The 21,632-nt window shown below is 72.2% G+C and carries 18 protein-coding genes and 1 pseudogene; 7 read left to right on the top strand and 12 right to left on the bottom strand.

Features of this window, described 5'->3' with window-relative positions; translation table 11 throughout:
* The first annotated feature begins 57 nt into the window (after positions 1-57).
* From EIY87_RS41325 to EIY87_RS41310, 4 genes are read left to right on the top strand one after another with little or no spacing between them, the layout of a single operon-like run.
* Positions 58-2,232 carry a YcaO-like family protein gene (locus EIY87_RS41325; RefSeq protein ID WP_125315410.1) on the top strand — a complete coding sequence of 725 codons (2,175 nt, stop codon included), beginning with the start codon at positions 58-60 and terminating at the stop codon, positions 2,230-2,232.
* 10 nt (positions 2,233-2,242) lie between these two features.
* Positions 2,243-3,469 carry an MDR family MFS transporter gene (locus EIY87_RS41320; protein ID WP_125315409.1) on the top strand — a complete coding sequence of 409 codons (1,227 nt, stop codon included), beginning with the start codon at positions 2,243-2,245 and terminating at the stop codon, positions 3,467-3,469.
* A complete protein-coding gene (locus EIY87_RS41315; protein WP_125315408.1) occupies positions 3,462-3,932 on the top strand; it encodes a GNAT family N-acetyltransferase in 471 nt (156 codons plus the stop codon). The genes EIY87_RS41320 and EIY87_RS41315 overlap by 8 nt, the downstream gene beginning before the upstream one ends.
* 24 nt (positions 3,933-3,956) lie before the next feature.
* The gene (locus EIY87_RS41310; RefSeq protein ID WP_125315407.1) at positions 3,957-4,307 is read left to right on the top strand and encodes an MmcQ/YjbR family DNA-binding protein; all 351 of its coding nucleotides are present in this window, start codon (positions 3,957-3,959) and stop codon (positions 4,305-4,307) included.
* Here EIY87_RS41310 and EIY87_RS41305 read toward each other — a convergent pair.
* Positions 4,283-5,227 (bottom strand): MFS transporter, encoded by a 945-nt coding sequence (locus EIY87_RS41305; RefSeq protein ID WP_318531921.1) that lies wholly within the window; start codon positions 5,225-5,227, stop codon positions 4,283-4,285. The two genes, EIY87_RS41310 and EIY87_RS41305, sit on opposite strands and share 25 nt — an antisense overlap.
* 110 nt (positions 5,228-5,337) lie before the next feature.
* A pseudogene (locus EIY87_RS49210) lies at positions 5,338-5,511 on the bottom strand (MFS transporter); the annotation flags it as partial.
* A 76-nt stretch (positions 5,512-5,587) separates the two neighbouring features.
* Here EIY87_RS49210 and EIY87_RS41300 point away from each other — a divergent pair.
* On the top strand, positions 5,588-6,112 hold the full coding sequence (locus EIY87_RS41300; protein ID WP_125315406.1) for an ArsR/SmtB family transcription factor: 525 nt from the start codon (positions 5,588-5,590) through the stop codon (positions 6,110-6,112).
* A gap of 463 nt (positions 6,113-6,575) precedes the next feature.
* On the opposite strand, the gene EIY87_RS41295 is transcribed toward EIY87_RS41300, so the two are convergent.
* From EIY87_RS41295 to EIY87_RS41265, 7 genes are all read right to left on the bottom strand, one after another.
* Positions 6,576-7,346, bottom strand: coding sequence for an SH3 domain-containing protein (locus EIY87_RS41295; RefSeq protein ID WP_125315405.1), 771 nt, complete (start codon positions 7,344-7,346; stop codon positions 6,576-6,578).
* A 106-nt stretch (positions 7,347-7,452) separates the two neighbouring features.
* Complete coding sequence (locus EIY87_RS41290; RefSeq protein WP_125315404.1) at positions 7,453-8,892, bottom strand: glycoside hydrolase family 3 protein; 1,440 nt, start codon at positions 8,890-8,892, stop codon at positions 7,453-7,455.
* Positions 8,893-8,895: 3 nt separating this feature from the next.
* Positions 8,896-9,726: a carbohydrate ABC transporter permease gene (locus tag EIY87_RS41285; RefSeq protein ID WP_125315403.1), complete on the bottom strand. Its 831-nt coding sequence runs from the start codon at positions 9,724-9,726 to the stop codon at positions 8,896-8,898.
* A complete protein-coding gene (locus tag EIY87_RS41280) occupies positions 9,723-10,709 on the bottom strand; it encodes a carbohydrate ABC transporter permease (RefSeq protein WP_125315402.1) in 987 nt (328 codons plus the stop codon). Before EIY87_RS41280 ends, EIY87_RS41285 begins: the two co-directional genes overlap by 4 nt.
* Positions 10,706-12,007 (bottom strand): sugar ABC transporter substrate-binding protein, encoded by a 1,302-nt coding sequence (locus EIY87_RS41275; protein WP_125315401.1) that lies wholly within the window; start codon positions 12,005-12,007, stop codon positions 10,706-10,708. Before EIY87_RS41275 ends, EIY87_RS41280 begins: the two co-directional genes overlap by 4 nt.
* Positions 12,008-12,351: 344 nt before the next feature.
* Positions 12,352-14,454, bottom strand: a complete 2,103-nt coding sequence (locus EIY87_RS41270) for a (Fe-S)-binding protein (protein WP_125315400.1) — start codon at positions 14,452-14,454, stop codon at positions 12,352-12,354.
* Between the two features lie 31 nt (positions 14,455-14,485).
* On the bottom strand, positions 14,486-14,905 hold the full coding sequence (locus EIY87_RS41265) for a hypothetical protein (protein ID WP_125315399.1): 420 nt from the start codon (positions 14,903-14,905) through the stop codon (positions 14,486-14,488).
* 358 nt (positions 14,906-15,263) lie between these two features.
* Here EIY87_RS41265 and EIY87_RS41260 point away from each other — a divergent pair, with 358 nt between their 5' ends.
* Positions 15,264-15,842, top strand: a complete 579-nt coding sequence (locus EIY87_RS41260) for a nitroreductase family protein (RefSeq protein WP_225440364.1) — start codon at positions 15,264-15,266, stop codon at positions 15,840-15,842.
* Between the two features lie 196 nt (positions 15,843-16,038).
* On the opposite strand, the gene EIY87_RS41255 is transcribed toward EIY87_RS41260, so the two are convergent.
* The 3 genes from EIY87_RS41255 to EIY87_RS41245 form a co-directional block, all read right to left on the bottom strand.
* Positions 16,039-18,129, bottom strand: coding sequence for a putative bifunctional diguanylate cyclase/phosphodiesterase (locus EIY87_RS41255; protein ID WP_125315397.1), 2,091 nt, complete (start codon positions 18,127-18,129; stop codon positions 16,039-16,041).
* 89 nt (positions 18,130-18,218) lie between these two features.
* On the bottom strand, positions 18,219-19,310 hold the full coding sequence (locus tag EIY87_RS41250; RefSeq protein WP_125315396.1) for an alpha/beta hydrolase: 1,092 nt from the start codon (positions 19,308-19,310) through the stop codon (positions 18,219-18,221).
* Positions 19,311-19,382: 72 nt separating this feature from the next.
* Entirely contained in the window at positions 19,383-20,702 is a 1,320-nt protein-coding gene (locus EIY87_RS41245) for a cytochrome P450 (protein ID WP_125315395.1), read from the bottom strand.
* A 77-nt stretch (positions 20,703-20,779) separates the two neighbouring features.
* On the opposite strand from EIY87_RS41245, the gene EIY87_RS41240 reads away from it, so the two are divergent.
* Positions 20,780-21,595 (top strand): SAM-dependent methyltransferase, encoded by an 816-nt coding sequence (locus EIY87_RS41240; protein ID WP_125315394.1) that lies wholly within the window; start codon positions 20,780-20,782, stop codon positions 21,593-21,595.
* Positions 21,596-21,632 lie beyond the last annotated feature (37 nt).

Below are 21,632 nucleotides of genomic sequence, written 5' to 3'. Positions count from 1 at the left end.
CGTGCCGCGGTCCGGATCACGGGCCGCGGCACGGCCCCGCCGACGAGGGGATCGCCCATGCCTTCCGCCGACCCGCGCCTGCAGCTGACCGGTGTCGAGCTCCACGACCTCGAACCGGAGCTGTGCCTGCTCATCACCCCGAACGGCGGCCAGTACTCGATCACCGCGCCGGTGGGCGAGTTCCGTGACTGGCTCGGCCGCTGCGACGGCACCCGGACGCGCGCCGAGCTGCTCGCCGGGATGAGCCCGGACCACGCGGAAGTGCTCGACGTCCTCGAAGCGGACGGCTGCCTGCACCCGGCGACCGGCGACGACGGCGTGCGGCGCCTCGCCGCGACGACGGTGCTGGTCACCGGCGCGCCCGAGCTGACCGGCCCGCTGGTGGCGGCCCTCGAAACGACCGGCTACGGCGCGGTCCACCTGCTCGCCGGCACCGACGTCCCGGTGGCACCGGCGGACACCGTCCTCGTCGCCGCCTACTCGCACCCCGCCTACCGCGAGCTCACCGCGCTGGACGCGTTGTGCGCCGGGCACGGCGTGCGGTTCTTCCCCTTCCGCGTCGAACGCGGCCACGGGATCGCCGGGCCCGCGGTCGAACCGGGCTCCGGCCCCGACTTCGCCGACGTGCTGGCGCGGCGCCGGTCCGCCGCCCTCGACCCCCGCGTGCTCGACGCCTTCGCCGCGGCCGAAGCCCCTTCCCAGCCGCGGTTCCGGCCCGGCGACACGCGCTGGCTGGTCACCGCGGTCGCCGTGCAGCTGGAGCGCTGGATCGCCGGCGAACCCGCCGAGACGACGACCGGGGAGCTGGAGCTCGATCCCGTTCGGCTGACCGCGCTCCCCCGGCCGGTGCTTCCCGTCCCCGACCGGCCCCGGCCGGTGCGGGAGCAGGGCCTGCGGCCGGACCTGCTCGTCGACGACCGGACCGGCGTCGTGACCGCCGTGCACGAACTGCCCGCCGCGCCCGGCATGCCCGCCCGGCTCAAGGTGTGCGCGGTGGACGTCGCGGACATGCGGCGGGTCGCCGGCTGGCCCAACGACCGCCAGGCGTTCGGCACGTCGTGGCACGACTTCGAGCTGGCCCGCGAGTCCGCGATCGGCGAGGCCGTCGAACGGTACTGCGGCAGCTGGCTGCCCCCGGAGCGCGAGGTCCGCCACGGCAGCTACGAGCGCCTGCGCCGCGACGGCGTCCCCGCCCTCGACCCGCGCCGGCTCAACCTCTATTCGGCCCGGCAGTACGCCACGCCCGGCTTCCCGTTCACGCCGCTGACCACCGACGCCGAATGCGCGTGGGTGGAAGCCTTTTCGCACACGACGAAGGAGCCGGTCTGGGTCCCGGCGAGCCTGGTCTCCCAGGCACCCGAACCCACCGGGGCGCGGTTCACCGACCCGCTGATCGCCGGGCTGGCCGGCGGCACCAGCGCCGAGCACGCCGTCACCTCCGGTCTCGAAGAGGTCCTGGAACGGGACACTACGATGGTGTGGTGGGCCAACACACCGCGGCTGGGCGCCCTGCCGGTGCCGCCCGAGGTGCGCGCGCTCGTCGCCGACACCACCGAGACCTACGACGTCACGCTGATCCCGCTGGACAACGAGTTCGCGGTGCCGGTCGTCGCGGCGGCGGTGTTCGACCGGGCGCGGCGCTGGCTGTCGATCGGGTTCGCCACCCGCCCCGACGCGCTGGAAGCGGCGAAGAAGGCGCTCGCCGAAGGGTTCACGCTGCAGCACACCTGCCTCGCCCTCGACGACGAGCGCGAGCTGGCCGCGATGCGCGACGACCTGCCGCACCTGGGCAACCTCAAGCCGTACCGGGCCGACCGGCGCTACCTCGACTCCTACCGCCCGGACTTCGGCGACGTCGTGGACCTGCTGTGCCAGCAGCAGGTCCACCTCGACCCGCGCGCCGCGGCGCACGTCGCGCCCTGGGTCCGCGACCTGCCGGAGCGGAGCTGGGACGGCCTGCCCGCGCTCGGCGAACGGACGCTCAAGACCTACCAGGAGCGCGTCGAGGCACGCGGGTTCGAGGTGCTGAGTGTCGACCTCACCACCCGCGACGTCGCGGCCGCCGGGTTCCATGCCGCGCACACGCTGGTGCCGGGGCTGGTGGCGAACTTCCCGGCCGGGCTGCCGTACTGGGGCGACGGCCGGGTCCGCCGCGCGGCGGTCGACCTCGGCTGGCGTGCGCACCCCCTGCCCGAGGAGCGGCTGAACACCTTCCCGCTCCCCCACGCCTGAGGACGCACCGATGGCCGTCACCGCTTTGCTCGGGCTGCCCCGCACCCGGGGCCGCCTGCCGCTGGTCGCCGCCCAGGGCGTGGACGCGCTCGGCACCGGCCTGTTCCTGCCCTTCGCCGTCGTCTACTTCCACGCGGCCAAGGGACTTCCGCTGACCGCGGTCGGCGCGGCGCTGTCGCTCGCCGCGCTGCTCGCTCTGCCCGCCGGGCTGTGCGCGGGCCCGCTCGTGGACCGCTTCGGGCCGCGGCGGGTGGTCGTCGCGGCGAACCTGCTGCGGGTGCTCACCTTCACCGGGTACGTCTTCGCCGGGTCGCCGGCGGCGCTCGTGGTGCTGGCGGCGCTGACGTTCTGGGGCGAGGGCCTGTTCTGGCCGGCGTCCGGCGCGCTGGTGGCGCAGGTGGCCGACGACGGGCAGCGCGCCCGCTGGTACGCGATGGAGCGCACGCTGCGCAACGTCGGGATCGGCCTCGGCGGGCTGGCGGGCAGCGTGCTGGTCATCGTCGGCGGTTACACGGCGATCGTCGTGCTCAACGCCGCGAGCTTCCTGGTCGCGGCCGCGCTCGTCGGGTGCTGGCGCGGCCGGGCGGCCGAAGCACCGCCTCGGGCCGCCGCGGCTCGCGGGGGCTACCGGGCCGTGCTCGCCGACGGCGCGTTCCGCCGGGTGCTGGTGACCGTCTTCGTCTTCGCGCTGTGCGACCTCGCACTGACGGTGCTGCTCAGCGCCTACGTGCTCGACACGCTGCGGTTGCCCGCCTGGCAGCCCGGCGTGCTGTTCGCGCTCAACACGGTGCTGGTGGTGCTGGCGCAGACGGTCGTGGCCGCGCGGGTGGACCGGTTCCGGCGGGCGCGCACGCTGCAGGTCGCGGCCGTGGTGTGGGCCGGGGCGTTCCTGCTCTACGCGGCCGTGCCGCTGGTCACCGCGCTGCCCGCGTTCGCCGTGCTGAGCGTGGCGACCGCCGTCTTCACCGCGGCGGAGCTGCTGCAGGCGCCGACCAGCAGCGCGCTGATCGTCGCGCTGGCGCCCGCCCACCTGCGCGGGCGCTACCTCGGGCTGGAGGAACTGCTGTGGGGCGCGGCGCGGGTGCTGGCCCCGGTGACCTTCACCGCGCTGCTGGCGGGCGGCCCGCAGCTGCCGTGGCTCGTGCTCGCCGGGTGCTGCACACTGGCGGTGGTCGTCCTCGCGGGACTGAAAGCGGTACCGGAGGCGGCCCCGGCACGGGAGAACGTGGATGCCTGACTGGACCGGGTTCGCGGAACTGTACCACGAGGTCTACCGGGAACCGCCCTACCGGGAAAGCGCCGCGGACGCGGCCCGGTTCCGCGAAGCCCTGGCGGGCCACGCGGAACTGCCCGGCTTCGCGCTGGAGACCGTCCACAGTGGAGGCGAACTGGCCGGGTTCGCCTACGGGGTCGCCCGCGAAGCGGGCTGGTGGCCGTCCCTGGCGGCGGGCGACCCGCCGTCGTGGCTCGCCGGGAGCCCGCTGTTCTACGTCTACGAATTCGCCGTCCGGCCGGGGCTGCGCGGCCGGGGGCACGGCCGCGCGATGCTCGATCGCCTGCTGGGCGCCCGGACCGAGCCGGCCGCGGTGCTGGCCGCGACGACCGCGGCGCCGGCACACGCGCTGTACCGCCGCTGGGGCTGGACGGTGGTGGCGCCGGTCAAGACCGGTGCGTCGGAGCTGCTGGCCCGGCCGCTCTGAGCGCGCTCGGCCACAATGGAGCCCATGGTCACCGGTGACGAGGTACGGGCCTTCGCGGCCACGCTCCCCCGCGCGTACGAAGCGATCGTGCGCGACCGGGTCAAGTTCCGCATCGGGCAGATCGTTTTCCTCGCGCTGTCACGGGACGAGACCCTGATGGGCTTCGCCTTCCCGCGCGAGCAACGCGACGCGCTGATCGCGGGCGAGCCGGAGAAGTTCCTGCTGCCCGAGCCGTCCGACCTGCGGTTCCGCTGGGTGCGCTGCCGCCTGGCCGCGATCGACGCCGACGAGATGCGCGAACTCGTCGTCGAGGCCTGGCGGATGTGCGTGCCGAAGAAGGTGTCGAGCGCCTACCTGGACACCCACCCGCTCTGAGCCCGGGCTTCGGCCTCGGCGAGCGCCGTTCCGGTCACCCCGGCCAGGCCGCCCACCACCGAGAACGCCAGCACGGTCATCACGACGAACACGACGTGCAGCCCGAACGCCTGCGCGAGCGCGCCGCCGGCCAGCGCGCCGAGCGACTTCGTGCCCCACGCGACCAGGCGGTGGCTGCTGGTAAGGCGGCCGAGCAGCCGGTCCGGCGTGAGCCGCTGGCGCAGCGACACCATCACCACGTTCGAGACGAGGATCGCCGCGCCACCGGCGAAGAACCCCGCGCCCACGACGTACGGGTTCGCGGTGACCGCGAGCACGCCGACCGGCAGCCCGCCGGCGAGCCACGACACCCAGAGCGCGCGGACGCGGCCGAGCCGGCGTTCCACCGCTTCGGCGAGCAGTGAGCCGGCCAGGCCGCCGGCCGCGGTCATCGCCGTCAGCAGCCCGAACGCCGGGCCGGACAGCCCCATCGCCGAGCCGGGGCCGACCGCGTGGAGGACGAGGACCGCGAACGTCGCCCCGGTGGCGAAGTTGAACCCGGCGACCATCAGGGAGAACGTCCGCAGGATCCGGTGGTGCAGCAGGAAGCGCAGGCCTTCGGCGATGTCCGCGCGGAGCGTGGCGGGGTGGTCCCCGCGCGGGATCCGGTACGAGCCGCGCACGAGCAGCAGCGCCCCGACGGCCACCGCCCACAGCGCCACCGGCGTGGCGAGCGCGGCCACCGCCCCGGCGGCGACCAGGACCCCGGCCAGCGGCGGCCCGGCGAACTCGTTGGCGGTCTGCTCGACCGCGTACACCCGGCCGTTGGCGCGCGCGAGCTCGTCGCGCCCGACGACCTGCGGGACGATCGACTGCGCGGCGGTGTCGTAGAGCGTCTCGGCGGTGCCGACCCCGAGCGCGACGACGTAGAGCGCCCACACCGAGCCCCCGCCGAGCGCGGTGAGCAGGCGACGACGGCGACCAGCCCACCGCGCAGCTCGTTCGCCGCGAGCATCGCGCGGCGGCGGTCGAGCCGGTCGACGAGCGCGCCGGCGGGCAGCGCGCACAGCAGCCACGGGACGCTGAAGGCGAACGCGAGCCCCGCGATCAGCGCCGGAGAGCGCGTGTAGCCGACCGCGACCAGCGGCAGCGCGACCTTGAGGACGCCGTCGGCGAGGCTCGACAGCCCCGCGGCGGTCCACAGCCGCCAGAAGGTCCGGTGCATGAATGGAGGATCGCACATCGATGGGGTTTTCTCCATCGATCTGACGTTTCCCCATCGGCTCGACTACGCTGCGTCCATGAACGAGCCACGCCGCCGCCGTCCGGCGACGCCGGAGGAAGCCAAGGCCCTCGGCCACCCGCTGCGGCTGCGCATCATGCGGCTGTGCCTGGTCGACGAGCTGACGAACAAGCAGCTGGCCGACCGCCTCGACCGCGACCCCGGCACGGTCCTGCACCACGTCCGGCAGCTGGTGTCCGCGGGCCTCCTGCACCCGGCCCCGGTCCGCACCGGCCCGAGCGGCGCGCTGGAGAAGCCCTACCGCGCCGACAACGAGACGTGGTGGCTGGACGGCCCCCTCTCGACCGCCGACCCCGAGACGCGGTTCGCCCCGATCGAGATCTTCCAGGAGGAACTCGCGGCGGCGGGCCCGGATTCGGTGGCGGTGCACGAGAAGTTCCTGCTGCACTTGTCCGCGGATGAGGTCGAGGAGCTCGATCGGCGGATCCTGGCGGTGCTGGACGAGTACGTGGCGACCGATCACGAGCGGCGGGATCGGCCGGCGGTGGGCGGGATCTTCGTGCTGCACCACTTGAAGCCCTGACCCGCGGCGGGGTTGGTGGGCCGCCGCAGCGCACGGCGCCGAGCGGCCGGGCGCCAGCGCGATCCGCGCAGCCGCCCCACCGCCGCAAACGCCGCTCCCGAGGCAGGTCGGCAGTGCCGGGTTCCCGGCTCACCGATGGCGGCCTCGGCCCACCGGCCGGGGCGGAACCACCGAGTGCGGCCGCCCCCGGGGCAAGGCTCCGCTCCCGGGCACGGCGGCGGCGCCGGGATTCCGGCTCACCGATGGCGGCTCCCGCGCGGCCCACCAGCCGGGGCGGAACCACCGAGCGCGGCCGCCCCGGGGCAAGGCTCCGCTCCCCGGGCACGGCGGCGGCGCCAGGATTCCGGAGAGCAGCGGGCGACCGGGGCGCGACCGCCTCACCAACGCGAACGCCCCCTGCCCGGGGGAGGTGGGCAGGGGGCGGTGAGCCCGGCCGGGGATGGGAGCCGGGCCTTGCGTCACGTCAGTGGTTCACCTTGAACCACGGCTGGGCCCAGCCGAGGTACGTCTGGCCCCACCTGCTCTTGATCTCCGAGATCGTCGTTTGGGTGTAGGTGCCCGCGCCGTGGATGTCGTTCGACAGGAAGTAGCCGCCGCCGATGGAGATCATCGTGTGGCCCGCGCCGCCGTTGGAGAAGAACGCCAGGCCGCCGGCCGGGACGTCCGTGCTGTTCGCGTGCTTGTACGTGCTGGGGATCTGGGTCCAGTGCACGTACGCCGTGGTCGAGCCGCTTGCCGAGAAGCCGTAGTTCTGGGCGTTGATGCGATCGCACCAGCCGTCGTAGGAGGCGTCGTAGTTCGTGTGGATCCGCGACTTCGCCTTCGTGACCGCCTGGGCGCAGGTGTTCGGGTCGTTCAGGCCCGACGTCGAGCACGCGGTCGCCGGCGGGGTCGGCACGTCGGTGCAGTCCGGCGCGATCCGGCCGTCGGAGCCGGTGTAGACGTAGGTGTCGGTGATGTAGCCGCCGGGGACGTGGTCCCAGATGTTGCTCGTGCCGTACTTGCCGGTGACCGTCTCGCCCGTCGTCTGGCAGTCGATCGTGACGGCGGTGCCGTCGGCGATCGTGCCGGTCGAGGTCGCGCCGGTGCTCGGGGCCGAGCGCACGGTCAGCGGCGCGCCGGAGTCGGTGTGCACCGTGCCCGTCGCCGCCAGCGCCGGCGTGGCGCCGGCCAGCACGATCGCCGCGGCGGTGCCGACCACGGCCGCCGTCCGCTTCCCGATCCGAATTCTCATTTGTCCGTCCTCCAGGTTCCGGTGTGCCCCCACGATGGCGGCCGCCGGTACAAGGCCCGTACAAACGCGCACACCGGGTCCTGGAGATACGGCAAACAGGACGAATTCAGGCCAGGTACTCGGCCGCCGCCCGCAGGCTCACGTAGGAGCCGCTGAACGTGTCGATGCGCGGGCCGCCCCCGTCCGACGGCCCCGGTGCCCCGGTTTCGACGCGGATGTAGTCCACAGTGGACAACGCGGCCAGCAGCTCGCGCACCCGCGGGTGCCGGTGCGCCTCCCGGGTCACCACGACGACGCTGCGGAAATCGCGGGCCGCCGCCAGCACCGCCTCGGCGTCCTCGGGTGTCGCCGTCATCGCCCGCGTGCCCGGCACCAGCTCGGCCAGGTGCGCGCCGAGGCCCCACGGCATCGGGCCGGCCGCGATGGTCGGCTCGGTCTGGACGTCGACCACCAGCGGCGGCCCCGCCAACCGCGGCGAGCCCTGGACGCGCAGCGCCTTGCGCGCCGCCTCCAGGCCGAGCCGCCGGTCGACCGGGCCGACCGTCGCCGGTGCCGGGTCGGTACCCAGCGCCGCCGTCCGCGAGGCCGCCTCCGCCAGCCGGTCCAGGGCCAGCTCCCCTGCCGCGACCGCCGCCACGATCGCCGTGACGCACGCGTCGAGGTGCTCGGCTTCGAAGGCCGCGCCGCCCAGGCACAGCGCGTCGGCGCCCGCGGCCAGTGCCCGCACGGCCGAGCGGCCGAGACCGTCGTGCTTGCCGTACGCGCCCGAGACCGCGCCCATCTCCAGCGCGTCGGTGATGACCGCGCCGGTGAAGCCCAGCTCGCCGCGCAGGACGTCGGTGAGCGCGACGCGGTTGAGCGTCGCGGGCTCCTCGCCCCAGGCCCGCACGACCAGGTGGCCCGACATCACCGAGCGCACCCCGGCCCGGATCGCCGCGGCGAACGGGACCAGCTCGATCTCCCGCAGCTCCTCCGGCGTCCGCGGCAGCACCGGCAGCGCCACGTGCGAGTCCTCGGTCGCGGCGCCGTGGCCGGGGAAGTGCTTGGCGCACGCCGCCACGCCGTACTTCTGCAGCCCTGTCACGTACGCCGCGACGTGCGGCGACGCCTTCGCCGGGTCGGACCCGAACGCCCGGACGCCGATGATCGGGTCCTCGGCCGCCAGGGTCAGGTCCGCGCACGGCGCCAGGTTGAGCGTCACACCGCAGGCCGCGAGCCGTTCACCGAGCGCGGCGGCGACCGCCGTGGTCAGCTCCGGGTCGTCGGCCGCGCCCAGCGCCAGCGGGCCCGGCACGAACGACCCGGTGTTCACGTCGAGGCGGGTGACGTCGCCGCCCTCCTCGTCGATCCCGACGACGACGCCGTCGCGCTCGCCCCGCAGCTGCGCGGTGAGGGCGGCGACCTGCTCGTCGTCGACGACGTTGCGGCCGAACAGGACCACCCCGCCGAGGCCGTCGGAGATCCGGCGGCGGAGCCAGTCCGGCGCGGTCGTCCCGGCGAACCCGGGCAGGAGGACGGCCTCAGCGAGCTTCTCCGGTGAAGACACCAGCTACCCCTTCACGGCGCCGGCGGTCGCGCCGGACACCAGCTTGCGCTGCACGAGCAGGAAGAAGATCAGCGCCGGGACCGCGTAGATCACCGACGCGGCCATGACGCCACCCCAGTCGGTGGCGAACGCCGTGCGGAACGACGCGAGCCACACCGGCAGGGTCTCCTTCGGCTTGTCCTGGATGAAGACCAGCGCGAACAGGTACTCGTTCCACGCGGTGATGAAGCTGAACACCGACGTGGTCACCAGTCCCGGCCCGAGCAGCGGCAGCGTCACCCGGCGGAAGGCGCCGGTCTGGCTGCAGCCGTCGATCATCGCGGCCTCTTCCAGCTCGTACGGGATCCCGTTGACGAAGCCGTAGAGCATCCACACCGTGAACGGCAGCGTGGTGGCGAAGTAGATCAGCAGCAGCGACGGCAGCGTGTTGAGCAGCCCGGCGTCCCGCATCAGCAGGAACAGCGGGATGAACAGCGCCGACACCGGCGCCAGCTGCGCCACCATGACCAGCACGAGGAAGCCCTTGCGGCCGGTGAACCGCAGCCGCGAGAGCGGGATCGCCGCCAGCGTGCCGGCGACCAGCGCGCACAGCACCGACCCGACGGTGACGATCAGGCTGTTCATCAGGTACGTCGGGAAGTTGTCCTTGCCCAGCGCGGTGGCGAAGTTGCCGAACGAGAACGACGTCGGGACGAGGTCGTACTTCGGCGACAGGATCTCGCCGGGCGTCCGGAGCGAGGTGACGAACATCCAGTACGTCGGGAAGACGATCGCCAGCGCGACCAGCACGCCGACCACCGAGAGCACGATCCGCTGCGAGAGCGACTTCTTCACGACAGATCCCCTTCCCGGGTCCGGGTGAGCAGCTGGATGTACCGGCCCGTGATGAGCGCGAGCACGATCAGCATCAGGGTCGCGATCGCGCCCGCCGCGCCGAAGTGGTTGCCCGCGATGCCCTTGAGGTACAGCACGACGGCCAGTGTGGTGCTCCCGCCGTCGGGGCCGCCCTCGCGGATCGCCCAGATCTGGGCGAAGGCGTTGAAGTCCCACAGCACCGACAGGAAGGTCACCATGGTGGTGATCGGCCGGATGGCGGGCCAGGTGACCGCGCGGAACGTCTGCCACGCGCTGGCGCCGTCGATGCCGGCGGCCTCGTACTGCTCCCGCGAGACGCCGATGATGCCCGCGTACAGCGAGAACGTCACGAACGGCACGGCCTGCCACACGATCAGCAGCCCGATCACGGCCAGCGTGCTGGGCCCGCTGGAGAACCACGAGAAGCCGATGAAGCCGTGGAAGCCCAGCCGGTCGAGGGTCTTGTTGAGGATGCCGTACTGCTGGTCGAAGATCCACTGGAACACGGTGGTCGTGGCGATCACCGGGGTGGCCCAGGCCAGCACCAGCGTCACCTGGACCATGATCCGCACGACCGGGCCGAGGTGGCGCATGAGCACCGCCAGCAGCAGCCCGCCCAGGATGGTGGCGGCCACGATGGCGGCGGTGAAGACCAGGGTCCGGAAGGTGACGGTCCAGAACTCCGGGTCCGAGAGCGTGTTCGTGTAGTTGTCGAAGCCGATCCAGATCGTCTTGCCGGAGACGAGCTGGCCGATGTCGAGCTTGCGGAAGCTGATCGCGAGCACCTGGACCAGCGGCCAGGCGAGCAGCACGAGGATCGCGGCGAGCGCGGGGAGGAGCAGCAGGTACGGGAGGACCCGGTCGCCGAACCGGCCCCGCTTGCGCTTCTTGGCCCCCGCGTCGCGCGGCGATGCCGGCGGGGTGGCCCCCGCCGGCATCGTCACGTTCGCGGTCGCTGTCATCCGCCGATGAGCTTGTTCAGCGCTGCGTTGGCGTCGGCGGTCGCCTGGTCGAGCGTCTTCTTGCCGGTCAGGTACGCGGTCAGCATGTCCTTGACCGGGTTCTGGCCGGACTCCACGTCACCCCACTTCGGGCTGGCCGGCACGGCCTTGCCGTTGGTGGAGGCCTTGGCCATGACGCTGCCCAGCGGGTCCTTGTCCAGGCCGGTCAGGTCGGTCGAGGTACCCGGCACGACGCCGGCGGCGGCGAGCTGGCCCTGGTACTTCGCGCTGGAGAGCAGCTTGATGTACTCCTTGGCCGCGGCCACGTTCTTGCTGTTGGCCGGGATGGCCAGGTTCGAGCCGCCCAGGAAGACCGGGGCGCTCTGGCCGGCGGTCTTGCTCGGGATCGCGAACGCGCCGGTCTTGGCGGTCAGGCTCGCGTCGGTCTTCGCGGCCGTCGCCAGCTCCCACGGGAGGCCGATCATCATGGCCACCTTGCCGGCGCCGTAGACGGTCGCCTGCTGCGGCTTGGCCTCGTCCGCGTCCTTCGGCGCCTTGGTGCCGGAGGTGTCGACGAGCTTCTTGTAGAACTCGAGGCCCGCCTTCGCGCCGGCGCTGTCCAGCGTCGCCTTGAAGTTCTTGCCGTCGGCCTGGGCGATGTCCCCGCCGTTGTCCCAGATGAAGGACAGCAGCGCGTACCAGTTCTGGCCCGGCATGTAGAGGGCCTGGAAGTCGGGGTCGGAGCCGAACTTCGTCTTCAGCTTCGTGATCGCGTCGATCCACTCGTCGTTCGAGGTCGGCGGCTTGGCGATGCCGGCCTGCTCGAACATGTCCTTGCGGTAGATGACCTCACGGTTGGCCGCGTAGAACGGGACGCCGTAGGTCTTGCCGTCGTAGGTGCCCGAGTCGGCGAGGCCCTTGAGCCACTGCGCGCCGTTGAAGCTGTCCTTGTCCGCGGACAGGTCGGTCAGCACGCCGTCCTGCGAGGCGAACGCCGCGGTCTGCGTGTTGCCGATCTCGATCACGTCCGGCGGGGTGCCGCCGGCGAGCGCGGTGGTCAGCTTCTGCTGGATGCCGTCCCACTGCTGGATTTCGTACTTGACCTTGACCCCGGGGTGCGCGGCCTCGAACTCCTTGTTGAGCGCGTCGGTCAGGGTGGTCGGCGCGGACCCGGTCATCAGCCAGACCGTGACGTCGCCGCTGATCGCGGCGTTCCCGCTCGACGAGGCCGCGGTGTCCGATCCGCTGGAGCCCGCGCAGCCTGCGGTCGCGAGCGTGAATGCGGCGGCGCCCGCCGCCAGCTTGAGCCAGCGTTTCACTCGATGCCGTCCTTTCGATACCCGGCCGCCACGGCCAGGCTCCCCAAATGGTGTAGACCAATGTTGGGGTTAGAGTGGTACGTACCACAGGCCCTGTCAAGGCGGTTGCCGGAACGTTGTAAACGCACCAGGCGCTCTGACGCGGAGTAGCCGGACGGTCACCCGGCCGGCCCCGCGGCCGGGAGAAGTCGTCCGAATAGGAAGGTGTCCGGGCCGTTTTTCACCGCGAGGGAGCCGGAAAACCGTGCCGACGGGTTTCGGGCGCACGACGAAAGCCGCCCCGGGAAAGAACTCCCGGGGCGGCGACGGCGATCAGGCCGGCGTTTTCGCCGGTGGGGCCGCATTCAGACCTTCGGAGCCGAGCTGTCCGGCGTCTTCACCCGCTCCAGCAGCAGCTGCGCCACATCGCGGACGTCGACGTTCTCCGCCTTCTGCTCGCTCTGGCGCTGGACCAGGCCGTCGGTCAGCATCACGCGGCAGAACGGGCAGCCGGTCACGATCGTTTCCGCGTCGGTCGCGATCGCTTCGTCCACGCGCTCGAGGTTGATGCGCTTGCCGATCTGCTCCTCCATCCACATGCGCGCGCCGCCGGCGCCGCAGCACAGGGCCCGGTCCGCGTGGCGGGGCATTTCCGTCAGCTGGGCGCCGGCCGCGCCGACCAGGTCGCGGGGCGGGGTGTAGACCTTGTTGTGGCGGCCGAGGTAGCAGGGGTCGTGGTAGGTGACCTTCGGGCCGTCCTCGGCGGCCTTCACCGGGGTCAGCTGCCCGCCGCGGACGAGGCGGTTGAGCAGCTGCGTGTGGTGGACGACCTCGTAGTGGCCGTAGAGCTGCGGGTATTCGCGGCTGAGCGTGTTGAGGCAGTGCGGGCAGGTCGTGACGATCTTGCGCAGGCGCGGCTCGCGGCCCTCGAACACGGCGTTGAGCGTCTCGGCCGTCTGCTGGGCCATCATCTGGAACAGGAACTCGTTGCCCGCGCGCCGCGCCGGGTCGCCGGTGCAGGACTCCTCGGTGCCGAGCACGACGTAGTTCACGCCGGCGATGTGCAGCAGCTCGGCCGTGGCGCGGACGGTCTTGCGGGCCTGGTCGTCGAACGCGCCGGCGCAGCCGACCCAAAAAACGTACTCGACGTCCTCCCCCAGCTCGCCGTCGAACACCGGGACGTCGAAGCCGAGGTCCTTCGTCCAGGCGAGCCGCTCGGAGTTGTTCTGGCCCCAGGGGTTGCCCTTGGTCTCCAGGTTCTTGAACAGCCCGCCCAGCTCGGTCGGGAAGGCCGACTCGATCATCACCTGGTAGCGGCGCATGTCGACGATGTGGTCGACGTGCTCGATGTCCACCGGGCACTGCTCGACGCACGCACCGCAGGTGGTGCACGACCACAGCACGTCCGGGTCGATGACGCCGCCGTCGGTCTCCGGGCCGACCAGCGGGCGCGCCTCTTCGTGCTCGGTGCCCGCGAGGATGTAGGGCGCCTCCTCGAAGAGGTTGTCGCGCAGGTTCATGATGACGAGCTTGGGCGACAGCGGCTTGCCGGTGTTCCACGCCGGGCACTGCGACTGGCAGCGGCCGCACTCGGTGCACGTGGCGAAGTCGAGCATGCCCTTCCACGTGAAGTCACCGATCTTGCCGCGGCCGAACGTGTCATCCTCGCCCGGGTCCTCGAAGTCGATCGCGACGCCGCCGGACTCCATCGGCAGCAGCGGGCCGAGCGCGTCCGGCAGCCGCTTCGCCGAGACGTTGATCGGCGCCACGAAGATGTGCAGGTGCTTGGAGTAGAGCACGATGCTGAGGAAGACGAGCATGACGCCGATGTGCAGCAGCAGGCCGACGGTCTCGAGCACTTCGGTCGTCGAGTGGCCCAGCGGCTCCAGCAGGTTCCCGACGCCGAGGGAGACGTACGCGCCGTTGTCGTACGGGAAGTTGCCGGACGCCGAGGAGGCGCCGCGGAAGAAGAACATCGTCCAGACGACGTTGAAGATCATGAAGAGGATCAGCCACGCGCCGCCGGTGTGCGAGCCGTAGAAGCGCGACGCGCGGTCCTTGCGCTCCGGGGCGTTCCGGATCCGGATGACCGTGAAGACGCCCAGCGAGACCGCCACCGCGACGGCGATGAAGTCCTGCAGGAAGCCGAGCACCGCCCAGTGGCCGATCCACGGGATCGCGAACTTCTCGTCGAACAGGGCGCCGTAGGCCTCGAGGTACACCGAGGCCAGGATGACGAAGCCCCAGAACGTGAAGAAGTGCGCGGCGCCGGGAACCGACCACTTGAGCAGCTTGCGCTGGCCGAAGACTTCGCGGACCTGCGCGAAGAGGCGGGCGCCGAGTTCGTTCGACCGCTTCGTGTCGGGCTGGCCCGCCTTGATCAGCTGGTACAGGAAGGCCACGCGCTTGCCGGCGACGGCGAGGCCGACGACGGTCATGAGCAGGCCGAGGATGAGACGAACGAGCACGAGTCCTCCGCGTCGTGATGGAAGGACCGGCTCAGTGCGAGCCGGTGTAGTACCGGCACGCCTTGCACGCGTACCGCATCTTCGCGATCCGCCAGTGCCTCCGGTACAGATCGAGGTCGGCCGACCGGCGGACACCCAGGCGCTGGTAACGCCCCGGCCGCCGCCGCCCGGTTTCGTACTGCTCGGTCGCGCGGCCGAGGTGGGCGCGCCGCAGCACGCACCCCCGCGTCCGGCAGCGGCCGAGCGCGCCGCGGCAGAAGCGGTGCAGCAGCACGAGGTCGCCGGTCACTTCTTCGACCACGCCGTAGCCGGGGTGGTCGCCCGGCCCGGTGAGCCGCACCGGGAGCCCGCAGTACGCGCATTTGAGCGTGCACGGGAGGCAGCCGGTGAGGTGCCGGATCCGCAGTTCGCGCAGGTCTTCGGAGCCGGGTCCACGGACGCGCGACGCCATAGAGCCTCCCGGAGCGACTGTGATCGGCACCACTGTCTGCTACTGGAGGGTAATGAGGAGATCACTTCGCGCGACAGGTCCATTTGGCCCAGCTTCATTGCGCCGTTCAGTGTAAAAATCGTGGCAAGGCTGACCTTACTGTCCGTATACCGGACGTCCAACACCGCGAATCGTACGTTTGGCCCTGCTGCGACCCGCGTGTTCCCCGCCACACTCCGGAAGATTGGCCAGCGGCGCGAAGCGCCTCCGTTGAGGGCGGTGGTGGGGAGGACGGTGGAGCTACCACCCGGTCCCCTACCGGCCCGCCCGGCTGCCCGACGACGAAGCCCTCGCGCGGGCCGCCGCGCTGCGGCAGCGGATGGAAGCGCGGCGCTCGGTCCGGATGTTCTCCGCCGACCCGGTCCCCGAACGCGCGGTGCTCGACGCGATCGCGGTGGCGTCCACCGCGCCCAGCGGGGCGCACCAGCAGCCGTGGACGTTCGTCCTCGTCACCGATCCCGAAGTGCGCCGCCGGCTGCGGGAAGCCGCCGAAGAGGAGGAGCGGATCTCCTACGGCGGCCGCCTCGGCGAGGCGTGGCTCGACGCGCTGCGGCCGCTCGGCACCGACGCGGTGAAGCCGCACCTGACCGACGCGCCGTACCTGATCGTCGTGTTCCAGCAACGCTTCGCCCTCGACGACGACGGCGGCGTCCGCAAGCACTACTACGTCGACGAGTCGGTGGGCATCGCGGTCGGCATGCTGCTGACGGCGTTGCAGGTGGCCGGGCTGGCGGCGCTGACGCACACGCCGTCGCCGATGCGCTTCCTCGGCGAGCTGCTCGGCCGTCCCCGCAACGAAAAGGCGTTCGCGGTGATCCCGGTCGGCTACCCGGCCGACGACTGCGTCGTCCCGGACCTGCACCGCAAGTCCCTCGACGAAGTGCTCGTCCGGATCTAGCGCCGCGCGTCCGAGGTGCGCAGACGGCAGCCCGGCAATGCGCCCCCATGAGGTTTTCTCAGTAGCGGCTGCGCTCGCGGGCCTCACCCGACCCCAATGTGGCGTTGGGTGCGTCAGACGCACCGAACGCCACATTGGGTGCGCTGGACGCAACCAACGCCACATTGGGGCGCTCCGGCACCTCGGGCGCGCGGCGTCAGAGACCGGCCGGCTCGGGGAACGCCGGGCCGGACAGCCGGTCGATGCCGCGCTCCCGCCACCACCGCACCTGGTCGGCGTCCGCCACCCCGGTGACGCCGACTTCCGCGCCCGCCTGGTGGGCCGCTTCGATCAGCGCCGTCAGCGAGGGCTCGACGAGCGGGTGGGTGCGCCGCTCCACCAGGCTCGGCGCGAGGCGGATCGTGCGCGCCGGGAACTCGGTGAGGCAGGTGACGTCGCCGACGCCGTGCAGCTCCGCCTGGACGCCGATTTCGGCCAGCACCTTGAGGTTGTCGGCCGCGTCGCCGGACTCCGCGAGCAGCGCCGCGACCGGGAAGCCGGGCCGCACGGCGGCGGGCGCCAGCCCGGTCGACTCCAGCACCCCGCGGATCTCGCCGACCAGCTCGGGGTCGGCGGCTTGCTGCGGCGTGAGTTCGACGGTGAGCGGCAGCTCGCTCCCGGACGCGAGCAGCCGCTCGGCCGCCGTGCGCAGGAGCCACGTGCCCAGCGGCAGGGCCAGCCCGGTTTCGGCCGCCAGCCGCAGGCACGTTTCGTGCGCCAGCATCCCTTCGGCCGAGTGGTTCCACCGCAGCCGGGCCTCGACGCCCTGGACGGCTTCGTCGCCCGCGGACACCAGCGCCCGGAAGCAGACTTCGATTTCGCCGTTCTCCCAAGCGCCCGCCATCCCGGCGGCCAGGCCGAAGTCGTGCCGGTCGCGGCGGTCCAGCTCCCGGTCGAACAGGCCCCACTGGCTGCCCGTGCGCTGCACCCGCCGCAGCGTCAGGTCCGACGCGCGCAGCAGCTCCGCCGGTGTGACGTCGCGCGGCGGCCGGTGCACGACGCCGATGGCGGCCGACACCGCCACCCCGCGCCGCCCGTCGACGTACTCCGGCTCCGCGAGCTCGTGGGTGATGCGGCGGACCAGCGTCAGCACGCCCGGCGTGTCCGCGCCGTTCTGCACCAGCACACCGAACTCGTCGCCGCCGAGCCGCGCGACGAGCGCCTTCTCGTCGTCGAAGATCGTCTTGAGCTTCGCGGCGACCCCGCGCAGCACGCGGTCGCCGAGCTCCTGGCCGAGCCCGCCGTTGATCCGGGAGAAGCCGTCGAGGTCGAGGTGGAAGAGCGTGACGCCGCGGGCCGGGTCGGCGTCGCGGAGCAGGGTTTCCAGGCGGGTGCTGAAGAACTGGCGGTTCGGCAGCCCGGTGAGGACGTCGTGCAGGGCCTGGTGCGACAGCCGCCGCTGCAGCAGCGAGACCTCGGTGTCGTCGTCGACGATCGTGAGCAGCTGCCGGGGCGCGCCGACGGCGTCGCGGATGACCGACGCCGCGAACGTGGCCCACATCGGTTCGCCGTCCTTGCCGACCAGCCGCCGTCCGGTGCGCAGCCGGTGCAGCTTGCCCGCCACGAGCTCGCGGTAGCCGTCCCGCAGTTGCTCGACGTCCTCCGGGTGCACCAGGTCGAACAGGCTCAGCGCGCCGATCTCGGCCGGCGTGCGGTTGAGCGTCTTGGCGAGCGCCGCGTTGGCCCGCAGCACGCGGCCGTCGAGTTCGGTGAGCGCGACGCCGCTGGCCGAGCCCGCGAAGACCTCTTCGAACTGCGCGCGCGTGATCACCTGCTTCTGCCGCGTCTCCTGCTCCACCTTCAGCAACGCGCGGCTCAAGCCCTCCTGGCGCTTCTGGATGTCCTCGCGCAGCATCTCGCCGTAGCCCGAGCTCAGCGCGCCGAGCACGAGGACGACCCGCTCGGCGAGCCCGTCGACGCGGTGCAGCTCCGGCTCGCGCACCAGCGCCTTGCCGAGCACCTCCAGGCTGCGCCGCAAGCTGTCGGTGCCGACGCAGCGCAGCTCGACGAGCCTGCCGCCCGCGGTCGCGGCCGCGTCGAGGTCCGGCGGGTCGGCGGCGACGGCGGCGAAGAGCGTGGTGACGAGGTCACCCAGTTCGCGCTCGATCTCCTCGGGCGTGTGCGGCAGGTACGCCGTGGTGCTGATCAGGTAGCTCCACTTGCGCGCGAGCGTGCCGAGCCGCCGCGCCGCCCGTTCGGCGGACGGCTTCTGCCGCGGGTGGTCACCACGGGGTTGGGGAGCAGTCACCTCAGCCTGTCCTGGGTTCGACGGACGCACTCCGGTCGGTGGGCCGATTTATCTTGGCGCGAAAAGGCGTCCGGCGCACGAAACAGCATTCATCCAATCGAGTGATAACCCTGCGGAGCGATCCCCAGGTCATTCTGCAACCACGATCGGGTGGCAGTGCGGTAATCAGCGGCGTTTTCGTGCAACGCAACGGAATGACCCGCACCCGGGAGGACGTACATCGACAACTTCGACGGATCGGCGTAATACGGCGCCTCCTGCGCGCGCAGCACATCGGGGTGCGCGCAGTCACGCAGGGCGAGCAAGCCGCAGAAAAGGACGTCCTTTTCCCCCACCACCTGCAAAACCGGTGCGGTAATTCCCTTCGTCGCCGGAAGCACGATCCCGAAGAGCGCGACCGTGCCCATCCCGGGCACCGAAACCTGGTCCTTGGTGGCTTCGTCCGCCGCGACCACCGCCGGGTCGGCGTCCCCGCCGGCGTAGAACAGCCCGGCACGCGCGCCCGGCTTCGTCGTGAAGTACAGCGGATCGCTGCCGAGCTGCCCGAGCTGCCCGTCGAGCAGGGCAGGCTGCAGGCCGAGGGCCGCGCCGAGCGCGAGCACCGGCAGCGCCGGGAGGTGCGTGATGCCGGTGAGGACCACGCCGTCGACGTCGTGGTAGGTCGACGCCTCCACCGCGACGACCCCGGACCCGACCGAGTGCCCGACGATGACCACCTTCGCGAACGGCGTCCCGCCCACGCGCCCGGCGCGCAGGTGCCCGACCACCTCGTGCATCGACTCGGCCGCGGCCCAGACCGACAGCGGCAGGCTCAGCGGGTGGCTGCTGCGCCCGGCGCCGAGCTGGTCCGCGGCGAACGTCGCGTAGCCGTGGGCGGCCATGTCGCGCTGGTAGGAGTACCGCTGCGGGTCGTAGGGCAGGTCCCAGTACGCGCTGTTGTACGTGCCGCCGTGCACGAGCAGCTGGACGGTGTCCGGTGCCTCGCCGGCGGGCAGGCACAGCCGGCCGTGCACGGTCGCGGGCGCGCCCGGCACCAGCGGCGGCAGGCCCGGACCGGTGACCGGCAGATCCGTGTCGGTGCAGGAGATCGAGGCGGCTTCGGCGGGCACCGCCGCGGTCAGCGAGGCGAGCAGGACCCCGCAGGCGAACAACGCGGACGTCAGCTTGACCGGCAGTCTCACGCCGTACTCCTCCGGATGGGGTCAGGCTGTTCGGACCCGAGAACACTACACCCGGTAGTGGAACCGGCACCGTCAGGTCCGGGGCACCACCGTCATCGGCAGGCGGTTCGGCTGCATCGTCGCCTTGAGCTGCGCGTACACCTTCTTGCCCGGCACCGGGACCAGGCGCCAGCGCGCCCCGATGGTGGCGGCGACGATGCCGATCTCCGTCGGCGCGAACACGTGCCCCGGGCACAGCCGGGCCCCCGCGCCGAACGGGATGTACGCGCCCTTCGGCAGTTCCGCGGTGTGGCCGGGCGTCCAGCGGTCCGGGTCGAACCGGTCCGGGTCCGGGAACCAGCGCGGGTCGCGGTGCAGCGTGTGCTGGCTGACCGCGACCTCGGTGCCGGCCGGGATCCGGACCCCGCCCAGCTCGACGTCCTCGCGGGCGCGGCGCATCAGGATCAGCGGCGGGGTGCGGCGGACGATCTCGTTGACGATCTGGTGCGTGTACACCAGGTCCGGCAGGTCTTCGAACCGCGCGGCCCGGCCCCCGAGGACGTCGTCGACCTCCGCGTGGAAGCGCCGTTCGACGTCCGGGTGCTGCCCCAGCTCGTGGAAGAACCAGGCCAGCGCCACGGCGGTGGTTTCCGCGCCGGTGGTGAGGATCGTGATGACCTCGTCGTGCACCTGGCGGTCGGACATGCCTTCGCCGGTGTCCTCGTCGCGGGCCAGCAGCAGCATCGAGAGCAGGTCGCCGTGGTCCGCGCCCTGCTCGCGGGCGGCGACGACGGTTTCGCCGATGACGTCCCGCAGGCGCGCGGCGGCGGCGTCGAACTTGCGGTTCGGCGGGATCGGCAGGCGCTCCACGAACTTCGGCGAGAACGCCCGGACCAGCACGTACTTGAGCATGACCGGGATCGAGCGCTGGATCTCCGACAGCGCTTCGTCGCCGAGCGCGGTGGAGAACAGCGTCTGCCCGGCGATGGTCAGCACGAGGTCCTGCATGCGCTGGTCGAACTCGACGACTTCGCCCGGCTGCCAGGAACTCGTCAGCTCGTCGGCCAGCTTCGTCATGGTGTTTTCGGCGTAGCCCGCGATCCGGGTACGGCCGAACGCGGGCATGACCAGGCGGCGCTGGCGGCGGTTCAGCTCGCCGTTGGACGTGGCCAGCCCGTCGCCGAACAGCGGGCGCATCTTGTCGAAGACCAGGCCCTTGTCGAACTTGTCGGCGTCGGTGGCGAGGACCTGCCACGCCAGTTCCGGCGTGGTGACCACGTGGACCGGCAGCGGGCCGAGGTGGAGTTTGACGACTTTTCCGTGCGCGGGCAGGGAAGTGAAGAGTTTCAGCGGGTCGCGCAGCAGCGGGACGGTGTGCCCGAGCACGGGCCAGCGACCGGGCACGTTCGTCATGGCCTCGTCTCCCTCGTGACCGCGCCAGCTTAACGCTAGACTCCGCGGCTCCGGAGTCCGCGAGGGTGGGAGGTCCTGTGACCGGGGAACTGAGCTGGGTACCGCCGGAGATCGACACCTCGGTGCCGAACCCGGCGCGGGTGTACGACTTCTGGCTCGACGGCGACCACAACTTCGCCGCGGACCGCGCCCTCGGCGAGCAGATCCTCAAGATCATGCCGGGCGTCCGCGACGCGGCCCGCCTCAACCGCGCGTTCCTGCGCCGCGCGGCGCGCTACCTGGTCGGCCAGGGCGTGCGGCAGTTCCTCGACATCGGCTCCGGCATCCCGACGGTGGGCAACCTGCACGAGATCGTCCAGCAGGCCGACCCGTCGTGCCGGGTGGTGTACGTCGACCGCGAGCCCGTCGCGGTCGCGCACAGCGAGCTGCTGCTGCAGGACAACGACAACTGCCTGGTGCTGCAGGCGGACCTGCGCGACGTCAACGACGTCTTCGACGGCGCGGGCAAGCTCCTCGACCTCGACGAGCCGGTCGCGGTGTTCATGTTGCTGCTGCTGCACTTCGTCCCGGACTCGTGGGACCCGGTGGGCATCCTCGCCCGCTACCGCGACCGCCTCGCCCCGGGCAGCTTCCTGGCCGTCACGCACGTCGCGGCGGACTCGGAGTCCCAGCGCCTCGACGAGGCGGTCGAGGTGTACAAGAGCAACCAGGACCAGCAGAACCAGCCGGTCCCCCGCACGCACTACGAGGTCCTCGCCTTCTTCGACGGCTTCGAGGTGGTGGACCCCGGCGTGGTCGGCTGCGCGATGTGGAAGCCGGAGGGCGCGGGCGACATGTCCGACGACCCGGCGATCAACGCCCTGCCGTACGCCGGGGTGGGCCGGAAACCCTGATCACCGCGGTCCGCCCGGCGTCGCGGAGATGCCATGA

It is taken from the genome of Amycolatopsis eburnea, from assembly GCF_003937945.1.
Classification (GTDB): domain Bacteria; phylum Actinomycetota; class Actinomycetes; order Mycobacteriales; family Pseudonocardiaceae; genus Amycolatopsis; species Amycolatopsis eburnea.
This window is presented reverse-complemented; position numbering and strand designations above follow the sequence as displayed.